Origin of the sequence: Paenibacillus rigui (assembly GCF_002234615.1) — a bacterium.
In the GTDB taxonomy this organism is placed as follows: Bacteria; Bacillota; Bacilli; order Paenibacillales; family NBRC-103111; genus Paenibacillus_S; species Paenibacillus_S rigui.
Genome location: NZ_NMQW01000033.1, coordinates 110793 through 125258, shown reverse-complemented (window position 1 = coordinate 125258; position 14466 = coordinate 110793). Strand labels below are relative to the sequence as shown.

Sequence of the window (14466 nt, the reverse complement as noted above, 5' to 3'; positions counted from 1 at the left end):
AAGAAAAATCCGAGGCTGCACCTCAGGTCCTTGTCTAAACCCATACGTTTGAGCATGGGGGAATGGATATGGGGCTCCAGCCGTTTCTTGAAATCGTGTTTTGATATTCGGGGTACATCTCTCCACCGCAGGCTTCACAGCTAAACTGCGGCGGTACTTCCGGATTTCCATCGTCCATCATATCAAAGTTTTGAACCCGCTATGCGGTATGTTTCCGTTGCTTCGCAGTTCAACAAATATACTTGATCGTCTCTTTGGATAGCTGCGAACGGCAAAAAGCCCTTCCCCGTCATGAGCTCTCATGCAAGGGAAAGGCTTTTTGCAGAATATAAAGCTTTAGTACACGCGATGCTGCCGGTCTTGTATTTCGGCACGCTTTTGCAGGTAGCGGAAGAACGCCGTCGCCGCCTGGGCTTTGGTTACTTCCTGTTCCGGCTGGAAGCTGCCGTCATTCAACGACATAATATCAAGACCCACGACGATGGCTGCTTCACCGACATTTTTCAGCTTGGCTTTGTCCGCAAAGCTGTCATTGAAGATGCCCTCGTACTTCGTCAGGCTGCTGTAGCCCAGCGCTTTAACGATAAGCTGTGCCATTTCCTCGCGGTTCATCTTGGCTTCGGGCTTGAAGTCCGCTCCCGGATCGAGAAGGCCGCGGTCCACGGCATTTTCAACATAAGCAAAGTAGGCGGAGCCGGCTGCTACGTCCGCGAAGGAAGCTTTGCGTTCCGCGCCATAACGAATGCCTCCATTGCCTCCGTTCATGGCGGTCACGAGCATTTTGATCATTTCACCCCGGGTGATGGACTGATCCGGGTTCACTTTCCCGTCCTTCACGTCCAGCGCCTGATAATCCAGCATAAGCTGAAGCTCATTTTGCGCCCAATGGCCGTCAATGTCGTCCACCTTCACCTTCTCCAGAGAAACGATCTCTCCCGTACCGGCATTTCTCCAATCACCGGTTTGGGCATCCAGCACGATGGCCTCACGCGTATATTTAGGTGTAAGCGAGTAGACGAGCTGGGCCACGGTTGGCTCATTGCTTGCGCCCGGATTCGTTCCCGGAGCTATCTCGCCTGCAGCAATCATCAGCTTATATTTCACATCATACGGCATCGGTATATTGTGCTTCTCAACCGTGGCATAGTTCAATTGGATATCGTACTGCGAGAGCAGCAGCTCCTTTGCCTTGTCGATTGCCAGTACGTCCGGTTTTTTGCTTGGGTATTCAAGGCTGCTAATTGAATTATAAAAGTTCACAATCTCACCGGTTTCCCGGTCCACGCCTATATTCACACCCTCATATCCGGCACTCACTCCATCGATGACACGTTTGAAATGAACGTCCCAATTCCGCATTTGCTTCAGCAGCTCCGGTTGAATGTCCTTCTCGGCAATAATGTCAAGCACGAGCTGGCTTGTATACCCAGAGAATTGCTTCTTCACGAATTCAATCGCTTTGGACTTCGCTTCTTCTTGAGACACCTTGGCATTTACAGGCTTTTGACCCGTCGGATCATACCCAGTATTCACATTGTAATTCATAATCTCGCCGTTTTTGCTGTTCACTGTAGCCCAGATGGAATAATCCATACGTTTTACACTTGCATCGGCGGCACTGTTCTCTTCTTTAGGAAGACTCCAGCGCAAATTCCAGCTGGAATTGACCTGGTCGGTCTCCGGGTTCGTAAATTCGTTATAAGATGCATCTTCCAGCTTCGCATTCGCGGGGATTGCAAACGAGGAGGAGACCTTCGCAATGGCCTGCTCCTTCGTCAAGTTCAGGTCGGCTGAAGCCGAAGGAACCTCACCCAGCGGTTGTGCGGTAAGCGGTTCGGTATTTCCCGTGCTTCGAACCGGCAGCTGGCCCGGGCTCCATGGCTCCCCGTTTGCCGCATTTAATTGGAGCATATCCATCGTGTAAGTAATGAGCGGCTTTTTCTTCTCCGAAGCCTGATAAGGGATCATATATGCCAATGAAACATTCGCTTTATCATGAAAAGCCTGCGCAGCCTTGTCCTGGCTGATCGGCTTTACATTTTTCTCGAAGGTGATCGTGTCATCCCACATGTAGTTGTACCCTGTAACCTGTCCTTCGCCATTGACTGTGATATTTATGCCATTCTCCGGGAATGCAACACCGTCCACGGAACGGTCATAGCGGATGTTGTACTGATAATTTCCATCCAGCGGCGTGCGGAACGATTGCTCATCATGATTGTTGTACAACAGCTGTTCTTTCGCGTCCAAATCCATTTTCAAAATCCATGCCGCCGCAATCTCCTTGGCTGCTTTATAATCGGCTTTCGGAGGGTAGCTCGGTTTATGCGCAGGATCATTATCATTCATAGAGTAGCCTGTCAGCTTTCCATTCAAGCCGTTAACCGTCATATTGATGCTGCCATAGTACTGATCCTTGACCCGCTTAACAAAGTTCAAATTCCAGCTTGGTATATTCTTGCCGTTGCGAAGCATATACGAGTTCAAATTTACAGATTCCAGCGTGTACCCGTCAGGAATTTGTATATATTTCTTAGCCGCGGCGATCGCCTGTTCCTTCGTAATTTGGGGATCAACCTGGGCGGAACCAGGCACCGGCATCACAATTTTACTTGCCTGGCCTACCGCTGCTTCATTGGCCCATACCGGCGGAGAGCTTGTGAGCAGAAGGGCTGAAGCAATGGCTACGGTTCCAGCAGTTTTTACGAGTTTCAAAACGAATTCCTCCTCTTTTGATTTCCAAATGGCTTGCTATCCCTCTAGACGGGAATCATTTGGTAAATGTTGCGAAGGAAACGTATTATTTTGGAATTTTTTTATCCCCTGCTTCTTACCCGAACCGGTACGTCCAAAACTGCTCCCGGCCAAGTCGTTTTTGCAGCTCAGGATCATCAAAGGATTTATTATCGAGGAAAGCCATTAATTGAAATTGGGAGCGATGCGCTTGAAAAGAGGCCACCTTGGCAGCCAGAAAATTCGTGACATCATTCGTAATGTCGGGTTGTCCAAGTATTTCACGGCACCCTTTGGAAAAGGCAGCACAGTAAACCTTCGGTCTCTTTGCCTCAGGTAACCGCTCTACCGTACGGATAACCGCACGGCCTGTAGCATCATGATCCGGGTGAACGCTGTATCCGGGGTAAAATGTCAGGATGAGCGAGGGCTTCAGCTCCTCGATGAGTGAACCGATGTTCCGGATGAGCAGCTCCTGATCCTCGAACTCGATCGTTTTATCCAGCAATCCCATCCTGCGAAGGTCTTGAATACCGATGGCTCGAGCGGAAGCTTCCAGCTCTTTCTTGCGAATTTCAGGCAGTGTAACGCGGTTGGCAAATAGCGGATTGCCCATATTTCTGCCCATTTCCCCTAACGTCAGGCATACGTAGGTCACAGGCGCCCCTTGGTGAATATAAGCTGCCAGCGTTCCGGCCATATAGGTTTCGTCATCCGGATGCGGCAGTATGACCAGCACGTGTCGTTCTTTTTCCATCTTGCAGTCCTCCTTGATTCCTTGAATCGACTCCGATTAGAATGGTTCCCGGCTCAGCTGCAAAGAAACAACCAGCTTCCCGTCTTGATCATGGCCTGCAAGAATCAGCCGCCCCTGCTCCGCTTCCTCCGGCTCCCAATGCGTCAGACCTTCGGCATACACCCAGCCCTTCTCAATTTTGAGACCGACCCGATACGGCCCGCTTCCGGCGATAGAACCATGTGCATAACGGATGGCGCCGTTACGGATGAACGTACCGGCCGTTATTTTCGAGCTGTCCAAATGCGAGGCGTAGGCCCCTGTCGTCATTTCGAGATGGAGAAACAGCTCCTGTTCCTTCAATGCATCAATACTCCGTTGTACGGCGGCTGAATCTATGAACTGCATTTTAATTCACTCTCCTCGTAAAAGTATGCGTTTTTACCGTCCTTATCAGCTGCCGGTGAAATCCATTCCGAACAAAGGATTGTTGAAAAAAATGTCGAATAATATAAAATAAGTGAATTTTAAATAGCTAAAAGAGGGTCTTTCCATGGCTAAACGTCTCCAGTATTACCCAAGGCTCGGTAAAAATAAAATCAGTCTCACGACACTTTTAATCGGGCTGGTCTCCATCTCCGTTTTGTTAACATTCACGATACTGCTTTTTGCTTCCTATCAATCGAACAAGCAATCCCTCTTCATTACAACGCAGGGGCTTAATTATTCCACAGCCGCCAAAATGAGTCAGACAATGGATTCCTTATTCAAATCTATGCGTGACAGTCTCGTTTTTACCGCAGCTTATTTATCGGATAACAGACAAATGAGTGAACAGGAAATACAGCAGCAGCTCGAGCTGCTCCGCCATAGCAGCAGTTATTTCAATTCCTTGGTCGTTATCGATGAGCATGGGATCGCCCGCAGCATAGCCCCTGCCTCGGTCGGTAAAACCGGACAGCAGATCTCGACTCCAGCATCATGGAGAGCACTAGCCTCGCGGAAGCCATATATTTCGGAGCCTTATACCTCAGCGACAGGCCGTCTGATCGTATTAATGAGCGAGCCTTTATTTGATCGTGACGGCAAGTACCGGGGGTTTATCGGAGGCACGATCTATTTGGAGGAACCGAATGTGCTGAATACGGTATTCGGCAACAGTCCCAACGATGAATCCGGCTCCTATCTGTACGTCGTAGACACGACGGGGCATCTGGTATTTCATCCGGATAAACGCCGTTTGGGCGAAAATGTAAGCGCCAATCAAGTCGTGCAAAAGGTGCTTCAAGGAAATGGCGGCCACCAGCTTGTCGTAAATACGCGCGGCGTCACTTTGCTTGCCGGATATTCGCCTGTCACGGCAAACGGTTGGGGGATCATCGTCAACTCCCCGATTGGCGTTGTGCAAGAGCAGCTGTACCGGCTCATACTTTCCATCTTCCTTTATACGCTTCTTCCATTTATCGTCTTGTTAGCCATCGCCATATGGATTGCCCGCAAGCTGGCCAGCCCCTTCGTATCGCTTGCCGATCTCGTAGCCCGCTTGGGGCAAGGAGCCAGGATAACCTCGCCCGATGCAGCAAAGCACTGGAACCGTGAAGCCGATTTGCTGACAAGAACGATTACCGATGCTTTTCATGGGCTGCAGCAGCAAACCGACCAGCTTGCTCACGCTGCCATGACCGACCCTTTAACCGGGCTAACGAACCGGAGAACACTCGATTCCTTATTGAGCCAATGGACGCTAGAGCAATCTCCCTTTAGCCTCATCGTCATGGACATAGACCGCTTCAAATCCATTAACGATACGTACGGTCATCAGATCGGCGATGAAGTGCTGAAGCATTTGGCCCGGATTGTCATCCAATCCGTCAGCCCGGCCGACATTTGCTGCCGGTTCGGAGGGGAAGAATTCGTCGTATTGCTCCCTCATTCCACACTGACCGCGGCCAGCGTCGTTGCTGAACGAATTCGGCTTCATATGGAGCAGAATTCAAGTCCTGGCGTAGGGATGATTACGGTTTCTCTAGGTGTCGCCCACTATCCTTCACAAGCTTCAAATGCAGAGGCTTTGTTTCATTTGGCTGACCAGGCCTTGTATAAAGCCAAAGAAACCGGTCGTAACCGGACGGTTGTGGCCTCAACGGATGACAGCGGCTGAATCCATCACATCAGCTCGGGGCGTTACAGCGCTATAAGTCTTTTCACATGATTGACCTGCAGCATAAGCTCCTTCAGAAAGGCAGCGCAGGCGGCGGACTGCATTTTTTTGCCGTGCAGCCAATACAAGTCAACCGTGATCCCTTCTTTGATAGGAATGGGTATGATCAGCCCTGTAAGCACATAGGGGTCACTTTTCATCGCGATATCCAGATAAAAGCTCGTAGCCATCCCTTCCGCAATGACGTGCTTGGAGGCCTCGGTCCGGCTGGAATGAAATACTTCACGCGGGGTTCCGTACTTGCGGAGCTCCTTTCGCATGTGCTCCGAAGTGCCTATGACCGGATGCTTGACAATTTCATAGAGCGAGAGACTTTCTTTACTTGCAAGCGGAGAGTTTGCGCCAACGCAAGCCATAATTTTGCAGGTCATGAACTTCTCTGCCATGAGGTGCTTGAACTGATGCTCCCCGGGGATCCCGACAAGCCCCAAATCCAGCTGTCCTTGCTGAACGCCTTCCTCAATTTCACCGGAGTTGCCTTCCATAATTTCCACTTCCACGTAAGGGTACTTGTTCTTGTAGCCCGACAGCATCTTGGGCAAAAAGCTCGTACATATCCCCGAAATGGCACCCACCGTGAGCTGCTCGTTCAACAAAGAAGAATGAACCTTGGCCGTGTCCTTGAGATCCTCTAAACGCATAATGATGTCCTGCGCCTTGCTTATAATCGTTTTACCTACCTCAGTCGGCTGTGTGCCGGCACGGGTTCGGGTGAAAAGGGTAACGCCTATCTCCTCCTCCAAGGATGAAATGGCGTAGCTGATATTGGGCTGTGAAACATGAAGCTTCTCTGCCGCAAGAGAGATGGAGCCGGTTTGGGCTACTTCTACGAGGTAATACAATTGTTCGATCCGCATCTTCACCCCTCCATAAATATCATTTATACAAATATAGATAATTTATATTTTACATTATACTCATTTATATGAATTAATATAGATACAAGATTTGAATAAAATTCGATCGATTTCGACAGCATCGGCATTTTTTTTAAACCTAATACCGACTTATTCTATTGGATTACTAATTAGAGAGGTGAATGAGCAATGACCCCAGCAGCAGAATTAGCGATTGAGGGCTTATCCAAGTCGTTCGATCAAGAGGGAACCGCGTTGCACGTTTTATCCGACATTTCCTTCCATACGAAGCCGGGCGAATTCATGTCGATTATCGGGCCGAGCGGCTGCGGCAAAAGCACTCTGCTCAAAATCGTAGCCGGGCTTGACCTTCAGCATCAAGGCAAAGTGCTTTTAAGCGGAAAACCGGTGGATCGCCCAAGCCAGGATAAAGGCTTTATTTTTCAGGAGCACCGCTTGTTTCCTTGGCTGACAGTGGAAAAGAATATTGCCGCGGATTTGCCGCTGAAGGACCCCGTCGTCCGAGCGCGGGTCGATGAAATGATTCGGCTCGTCCGGCTCACCGGGTTCGAGAAGGCTTATCCGAAGCAATTGTCAGGTGGCATGTCCCAGCGGGTCGCCATCGCGCGAACGCTGCTCCGCAACCCGCAAGTGCTTCTGCTTGACGAGCCGTTCGGCGCCCTGGACGCCTTTACCCGCAACCATATGCAGGAGGCGCTGCTCGACATCTGGAGGGAGAACCGCACCACGATGCTGCTGGTCACCCATGATATCGACGAAGCGGTCTTCTTGTCGAACCGGATTGTCGTCATGGATGCGAAGCCGGGGCGCATCAAGACCATCCTCCCTATCGACTTGCCCTATCCCCGCAATCGGATCGGGACTTCCTTTCAAGAACTGCGTACGCAGGTGTTAAAAGCATTGGAGAAGGAAGCCTCGCCGGCTGCGGATACCTGGGATATTTAACTGCAGTCTCACCGACACACCGAACAGAAAGGACGGGCCGTATGACCACTTCCATAGACCAACGCACACGCAATAAAAAAATGCGCAAGCTCCTGCTCGGCTGCCTCCTTCCCGGAGCAGCGCTGATGGTATGGCAGCTTGCAGGGGTGCTGGAGCTTGTTTCCCCTACCTTGTTTCCCACCCCGTTATCCATTCTGAGTGATTTGTACGGGATGCTCGCATCCGGCGAGCTGCTCTTCCATCTGCGGATCAGCATTCTCCGGGCTGCGCTCGGCTTCGCTATCGGCGGGACCAGCGGCTTGATTCTCGGTCTGCTCGTCGGCCTATACAGCCGTGCAGAGGAGCTTATGGACCCGACGGTTCAAATGCTGCGTACCGTTCCGCTGCTCGCCATCACGCCGTTGTTCATTCTTTGGTTCGGCTTCGGCGAGCTGTCCAAAGTGCTGCTGATCTCGATGGGCGCCTTCTTTCCGATGTACGTGAATACGTTTCTCGGTGTTCGAAGCGTCGACTCGAAGCTGTTCGATGTCGCCAAGGTGCTGGAGTTCAGCCGGTTTAAGCAGATCACCACCCTTGTCCTCCCCTCGGCGCTGCCGAATGTGCTGCTCGGTCTACGGCTGTCTCTCAGCACCGCCTGGCTGTGTCTCGTCGTAGCCGAGCTTATGGGAGCGGATCAAGGCATCGGATTTCTCATTCAAGATGCCCGTTCCTTCATGAGAACCGGCGTCGTGTTCGTCGGGATCTTCATCTTTGCTTCTGTCGGCAAATTGTCCGACTCCATAGTCCGCCTGTTGGAAAGCAAGCTGCTGAAATGGCGGGACAGCTACAAAGGTTAAATTCAGCTTGGCGGTCACCTGCCGACTGTTCCAGCAGAGGCTGCTGCCATTAAACCAATTATACCAATGTGAATACTATTTATCATGAAGAAAAGGTGATAATTATGACTACTGTTTTACAACCATTCCCTTATGCCAAGCGGGTTCCGGCGGTAACGCCGATGGGCGCGGCCCAGGCTTCCAGCAGCTCCGATGTCATTCCGTTCTCCTATGGAACTCCGACCTCGGATGCCTTCCCCTATGACGGACTGAAGGAAGCAGCACTCAAGGCGATCCTTGATCACGGAAGAGACGCATTGCAGTATGCCGGGGCCGGCGGTCCCCAGGTTGTCAAGGAATGGATCGCCCAGCGATCCGCGCTAAGATCCATCGACGTGACGACAGAACAAGTTCTTGTGACCTACGGCTCACAGCAGGCCATCGACTATGCGGCAAGAACGCTTTTAGAGCCCGGAGACCACGCATGGGTAGAAGCTCCCACTTACTTCGGCGCTGTCAGCACGTTTCGTTCCAGCGAAGCGCTTATCACCTCATTTCCTATCGATGAAGACGGACTGCAGGTCGACTTGATCGAGAAAGCGCTGGAGGAGGCGGTCAGACGGAAGCATCCGCTGCCGAAGCTGGTGTACTGCATGCCAAATTTTCAAAATCCCGGCGGGGTCGTTCTTTCATTGGAGCGCCGCAGGAAGCTGGCTGAGCTGGCCTATCAATATAACTTTTTTATTCTTGAGGATGATGCGTACGTCGAGCTCACGTTTACCGGCAAGCATCTGCCTGCTATTTATTCCTTCGCTCCTGAGCGCGTCATCTATCTCAGCACCTTCTCCAAAATTATTGCTCCCGGTATTCGATTGGGCTGGGCCATCGGCTCCTCTGACGTGATCCGGCGAATGAACACCTTTTTCCAGGGCAGCAAAGCAAGCGTTTTTTCCCAGGAGATCGCGGCGCAATTATTGCAGCATCTGCCTTTTGACGATCATCTGGAAGCCTTGGCCAGCCGCTACCGCAGCAGCCGGGATGTGATGGTGGATTCGCTGAAGGCCAATTTCGGTGAAGAGGTTTCCTTTCAAGTGCCGGAGGGCGGCTTCTTCATCTGGCTCACCTTTCCCGAGGACGTGGACACGGGCCGTTTCGTTCAGGATGCTTATGAGCGCGGCGTCAGCTTCATCGATGGAAGCAAGTTTTTCGTTCGGCCCGAAGGCGCCCGTCATGCCAGACTTTCGTTCAGCTACTGCACTGAGGAGCAAATCCGCCGTGGCGTCCGGCTGCTCGCCGAAGCTTATCAAGCTTACCAGGCGTCACGGACAGCCAACTGAAGCCGACCAAATTCCTAGCCGACCGCGGCAGAGACTATATAGATGGAAGTGGATATGATGACAGACACGAAGCAGCAAATGAAGCTAGGCGCGTTTTTGTTTAATTTCGGACATCACTACGCCGCTTGGCGCTATCCCGGCACAAGGGCCGAACGCCTTATTGATATGGATTTTTACAGACAGGTGGCACGTACGGCGGAACGCGGAAGGATGGATATGCTCTTTTTGGCGGACAGCTCCTCCGTTCCCCATATTCAAGATACAGCTACAGACGTCAGCTTCCTGTACCCTGAGTCCACGTCTGTGCTGGGAGCCCTCTCCTCTATAACCGAACATATCGGCTTGGCCGCTACCGTCTCGACCACATTTAACGAGCCCTATAACTTGGCCCGGCGCTTCGCGACGCTGGACCACTTGAGCGGAGGCCGCACCGCATGGAATGTCGTGACCGGCACCAAGGAGGCTGAAGCCAGAAACTTCAACCGCGACACGATGCTTGAGCACGGGCTGCGCTATGCGCGGGCACAGGAGTTTTTGGATGTCGTGTCGAGTCTGTGGGATAGCTGGGAGGATGAAGCCGTATTGTTCGACAAGGAGGCCGGTGTCTTCGCGGACACGAAGCGAATTCATCCGATCCATCACAAGGGTGCGTCCTTTTCCGTAGAGGGCCCGCTTAACATTCCGCGTTCCCCTCAGGGACGCCCTGTTATCATTCAGGCAGGCACCTCGGAATCCGGGCAGCATCTGGCGGCCCGTACCGCAGAGGTCGTGTTTACCGCCTGCGAGGACAAGGCCAAGGCGGTTGCCTTCTACAAGCAGCTGAAAGCACTGCTGCCGCAGTATGGAAGAGATGCCGGACAGCTTAAAATCATGCCGGGCCTGCTCACCTTTATCGGCAGGACGGAGGAGGAGGCCCGGCAGAAGCAGGCCGAATTCAATGCGCTGGTGCCCCCTGAAATCGCAGTAAGCTACCTCTCCAAGCTGCTCAATCTGGACGTATCGGGTTATCCCCTGGACGAGCCGCTTCCCGAGCTTTCCATGGAAGGCAACACGAGCCGCGCTCACTTGATCATGGAGATGTCCCGGCAAAAAAATATGACCATTCGCGAGCTGGGCCTTCATTTTGCCATTGCCCGCGGGCATCTGGTTCTGTGCGGTACGGCGGAGCAAATCGCCGATCAAATGGAGGACTGGTTCGCAAGCGGGGCGTGCGACGGCTTTAATGTAATGCCGCCCTACCTGCCCGGCGGACTTGAAGAATTTGTAGACCAGGTCATTCCCGTACTCCAGAACAGAGGCCTATTCCGCACCGAATATACGGGCCGAACGCTTCGCGAGCATCTCGGACTCGACCGTCCGGCAAGCCGGTTCACGGCGTTAGCGCAAACCTGAAATGACGAGTAACCAACCTATCCAACGACAAGGAGGCATCACCCTTATGAAACGTAAATCCTTATTCCGTACCTTCACCTTTATTGTGCTGGCTTCCATTATCGCCATCGTAGCGGGCTGCGGAAGCAAAGCCAGCCCCGCCAACAGCTCGGCTGCCGGAAGCGCTCCGGCAGCGGCTTCGGCAGCCGACAGCAAGAAGTATGAAGGTGTCGTCGTCAATATCGAAGGAAGCCAAATTGGCCCTATTCTCATTGCCAAAGAAAAAGGCTGGTTTGAGGAGGAATTCGCCAAATACGGCGCAACGGTAAAATATCAATCGCTGCAAAGCGCCTCGCAGTTTTTGGAGGCGATCGCATCCGACCGTCTGGATTTTGCCCGTACCGGCTATATCGGAACCATTACGGGACAAGCTGCGAATATCGGCTTTACATCCATCAGCGAAGGCAGCAACGGCGGAGGCGACGGCATCATCGTCCCCAAGGACAGCCCCGTCCAATCGGTCAAAGATTTGAAGGGCAAGAAGATCGCCGTATCTAAAGGCAGCTCCTCATGGGGGCTTCTGCTGAACGCGCTGAAAAAAGATGGCTTGAAGCTTGCAGATATTCAAGCGATTAACCTGCAGCCCGATGAAGCGCAATCCGCCTTCCAATCGGGGAAGGTTGATGCTTGGGTCGTATGGGAGCCGTTCCGGACGAACCAAATTAAAAATCAAGGCGCTAAACTGCTTGCAGAAGGCAAAACCATCGGCGCCTTTAACCCGGCTTATAATATTGTCCGCACCAAGTTCGCCAAGCAATATCCTGAGCTGGTCGGCGCTTATTTGAAAGCCTATGAAAGAGCTCTGCAATGGCAAAATAAAAACCTTGACGAAGCCGTCACCTTATTGGCGAAGTCAAAGAAGCTGGATGAAGAGACGATCCGCATCTCGTTGACCAACAATGTTGCAACGAATCTTCCGATCTCTGCAGAGGCAAACAAGAGCCAGCAGGCTACGGCGGACCTCATGCTCGAGAGTGGGGATCTCAAGGAAAAACTGGATGTGACCAAGGTTATCGACAACTCCTATATCGAGAAAGCACTAAAGGAATACCCGACCGAAAAGCGCTAAGCCCTACGGGTGTTCCGGCGCGCTCAGCCGCTGCCCTTAACCGTTCAAAAAACCAAGAAACCGTGCTTGCCGGACAATTCCGGCACACGGTTTCTTGGTTTTGGGCGCTTATCCGCGCCGGAAACACAGCTCTTACATCGCCAGAGCCCATTCCTTTTGCCCGGGCAACGTCCGGCTGCAGGCCTCACAAATTCCCGAGATTTCCATGTACACGGATTCGGCCTGAAAACCGGGAATGGTTGCATGCGGCACAACCACGCCGCCTTCCAGATCCGAGATGCTGCCGCAATAGGTGCAATGCAGATGATGGTGCGGAAGGACACGAGTATCATAACGCGCAATGGGGCTGTGTGCGATATAGCAGGCCTTCAGCAAACCGAAGCTTTGCAGCAAATGGATGTTTTTGTAAATCGTCGGACGGCTGACAACTTTCGGAAATTGCACATAAATCGCCTCGAACAGTTCCTCCGCCGTAGGGTGAGAAACTCTGCGTTCATATAAATAGTCCAGTATGATCTTCCGCTGGTGCGTCATTCTTATGCCTTCGGCTGTCAATCGGTCGTATGCGTTGCCATAGGTAAGATTCATCGTGCTCCTCCGAGGCCACTGAAAAAGTTACGGCTGCATGGACGGATCATTCTTCCGATCGCTGTTGTCCCCGGATATTATCAATTTCAACCCGCTTCTAGTGGTCAAAATCCGGGGACAAAGGCGAACGCTTACGCTTCTACAGAACGATTCCGTCCACTCCGCCAGTTTTTCAGTGGCTTCCTCCCTCCTATCATCTTTTTTTGCACACCATGCTTAGCGGGCTGGCGGCATGAACCCGGTAATATCAACCCCAAGTCCTTCTGCAAGACGCATGCCGTATTCCCGGTCTGCACGGAAAAAGTTGCAAATCGCCCGAAGCTGGATATGCTGAGGCGTCTGCGTCAAATCCCCGATCAAATTATGAATCAGGTGATCCCGCTCTTCACTTGTATAGGACCGGTACTGCTCACCGGCTTGAGTGAAGTCGTCCGTCTTGGCAATGGAGCTGCGTCCGGCCTGACCGTGAAGCGGCGCCGGCGTATCTGCATAGCGCGCATCCTCTTGCGGACTGTCCGTATGGCTATTCGGTTCATAGTTTACAGGGGAAGCGTCCTGCTTGACATTCATGAAGCCATCGCGCTGATGGTTCCGTACCGGAGCATACGGGCAGTTCACCGGAATTTGCAAATAATTGGCTCCCAGCCGGTAACGCTGCGTGTCGGGATAGGAGAACAGTCTGCCCTGCAGCAGCTTGTCTTCCGAAGGCTCGATGCCCGGTACCAAAGCGCTAGGCGAGAATGCGGATTGCTCCACCTCGGCAAAATAATTGGCCGGATTTCGATTGAGCGTCATCGTACCGACCTTGTGCAGCGGATACAGCGATTCGGGCCACACCTTGGTCGGATCCAGGGGATCGAACCCGTGCGCATCCAGATCCTCTACCGGAAGCAGCTGGACGTGCAGCTCCCATTTCGGAAACTGCCCTGCTTTGATGTTCTCGCTCAAGTCGCGGGTGGCATGATTGAAATCCCTGCCCTGTGTAGCCTGGACATCGCTCGCGCTAAAATTGGCGACACCCTGCTGAGACTTCCAATGATATTTCACATAGGTCACGCGGCCATCAGCATTAACCCATTTAAACGCATGGACGCTGAATCCGTCCATTTGCCGGTAATTAGCCGGCGTACCGTGATCTGAGAACAGCCAAGTCAGCATGTGCGTCGATTCCGGCGACAAGGTCATAAAGTCCCAATATCGGGCAGGCTCCTGAACATTCGTATCCGGTGCCGGCTTCAAGGAATGCACCATGTCCGGAAATTTGATCGCATCTCGTATGAAAAATACCGGCAAATGGTTACCCACGATGTCGTAATTGCCTTCTTCTGTGTAAAATTTCACTGCGAAGCCGCGGGGATCCCGTGCCGTCTCCGGTGACCCCGTTCCATGAATAACGGTGGAGAAGCGGACAAAAACCGGCGTCCTGCGCCCCGCCTGAGCGAATACATGAGCCCGCGTATAAGCCCCCATGCTGTGCTCTACCTCGAAATATCCATGCGCTCCGGCACCGCGGGCGTGCACGACCCGTTCCGGAATACGTTCACGGTCAAAATGAGCTATCTTTTCAAGCAAATGATAATCTTCCAATAAAGTCGGTCCGTTCGTTCCCGCTGTTCTCGAATGCTGATTGTCTCCTACCGGAGCACCTTGATTTGTCGTCATATGTGGGTTCATCGCTTTACATCTCCTTATATTTAGACTTAATCTAAATCC

The 14466-nt window shown here is 52.3% G+C and carries 12 protein-coding genes; 6 read left to right on the top strand and 6 right to left on the bottom strand.

Annotated elements, in window-relative coordinates:
• Nucleotides 1-336: 336 nt before the first annotated feature.
• The 3 genes from CF651_RS21205 to CF651_RS21195 form a co-directional block, all read right to left on the bottom strand.
• A complete protein-coding gene (locus CF651_RS21205) occupies nt 337-2715 on the bottom strand; it encodes an S-layer homology domain-containing protein (RefSeq protein ID WP_094016875.1) in 2379 nt (792 codons plus the stop codon).
• Between the two features lie 115 nt (nt 2716-2830).
• The gene (bshB2, locus tag CF651_RS21200) at nt 2831-3490 is read right to left on the bottom strand and encodes a bacillithiol biosynthesis deacetylase BshB2 (RefSeq protein WP_094016874.1); all 660 of its coding nucleotides are present in this window, start codon (nt 3488-3490) and stop codon (nt 2831-2833) included.
• Nucleotides 3491-3526: 36 nt separating this feature from the next.
• Nucleotides 3527-3877, bottom strand: coding sequence for a YojF family protein (locus tag CF651_RS21195; protein ID WP_094016873.1), 351 nt, complete (start codon nt 3875-3877; stop codon nt 3527-3529).
• A gap of 145 nt (nt 3878-4022) precedes the next feature.
• Between CF651_RS21195 and CF651_RS21190 the strand changes: the two genes are divergently transcribed.
• Nucleotides 4023-5630 carry a sensor domain-containing diguanylate cyclase gene (locus CF651_RS21190; protein ID WP_094016872.1) on the top strand — a complete coding sequence of 536 codons (1608 nt, stop codon included), beginning with the start codon at nt 4023-4025 and terminating at the stop codon, nt 5628-5630.
• Between the two features lie 23 nt (nt 5631-5653).
• Here CF651_RS21190 and CF651_RS21185 read toward each other — a convergent pair whose 3' ends face one another.
• Nucleotides 5654-6547, bottom strand: a complete 894-nt coding sequence (locus CF651_RS21185) for a LysR family transcriptional regulator (protein ID WP_094016871.1) — start codon at nt 6545-6547, stop codon at nt 5654-5656.
• 189 nt (nt 6548-6736) lie between these two features.
• On the opposite strand from CF651_RS21185, the gene CF651_RS21180 reads away from it, so the two are divergent.
• The 5 genes from CF651_RS21180 (at nt 6737) to CF651_RS21160 (ending at nt 12165) form a co-directional block, all read left to right on the top strand.
• Complete coding sequence (locus CF651_RS21180) at nt 6737-7513, top strand: ABC transporter ATP-binding protein (protein ID WP_094016870.1); 777 nt, start codon at nt 6737-6739, stop codon at nt 7511-7513.
• 41 nt (nt 7514-7554) lie between these two features.
• Complete coding sequence (locus CF651_RS21175) at nt 7555-8349, top strand: ABC transporter permease (protein ID WP_094016869.1); 795 nt, start codon at nt 7555-7557, stop codon at nt 8347-8349.
• A gap of 104 nt (nt 8350-8453) precedes the next feature.
• Nucleotides 8454-9665: an aminotransferase-like domain-containing protein gene (locus CF651_RS21170; RefSeq protein ID WP_094016868.1), complete on the top strand. Its 1212-nt coding sequence runs from the start codon at nt 8454-8456 to the stop codon at nt 9663-9665.
• Nucleotides 9666-9707: 42 nt separating this feature from the next.
• The gene (locus CF651_RS21165) at nt 9708-11057 is read left to right on the top strand and encodes an LLM class flavin-dependent oxidoreductase (protein WP_342746603.1); all 1350 of its coding nucleotides are present in this window, start codon (nt 9708-9710) and stop codon (nt 11055-11057) included.
• A 46-nt stretch (nt 11058-11103) separates the two neighbouring features.
• The gene (locus CF651_RS21160) at nt 11104-12165 is read left to right on the top strand and encodes an ABC transporter substrate-binding protein (protein WP_179232918.1); all 1062 of its coding nucleotides are present in this window, start codon (nt 11104-11106) and stop codon (nt 12163-12165) included.
• Between the two features lie 132 nt (nt 12166-12297).
• On the opposite strand, the gene CF651_RS21155 is transcribed toward CF651_RS21160, so the two are convergent.
• Nucleotides 12298-12753, bottom strand: coding sequence for a Fur family transcriptional regulator (locus tag CF651_RS21155; protein ID WP_094016866.1), 456 nt, complete (start codon nt 12751-12753; stop codon nt 12298-12300).
• A 216-nt stretch (nt 12754-12969) separates the two neighbouring features.
• Complete coding sequence (locus CF651_RS21150; RefSeq protein ID WP_094016865.1) at nt 12970-14427, bottom strand: catalase; 1458 nt, start codon at nt 14425-14427, stop codon at nt 12970-12972.
• Nucleotides 14428-14466: the final 39 nt, after the last annotated feature.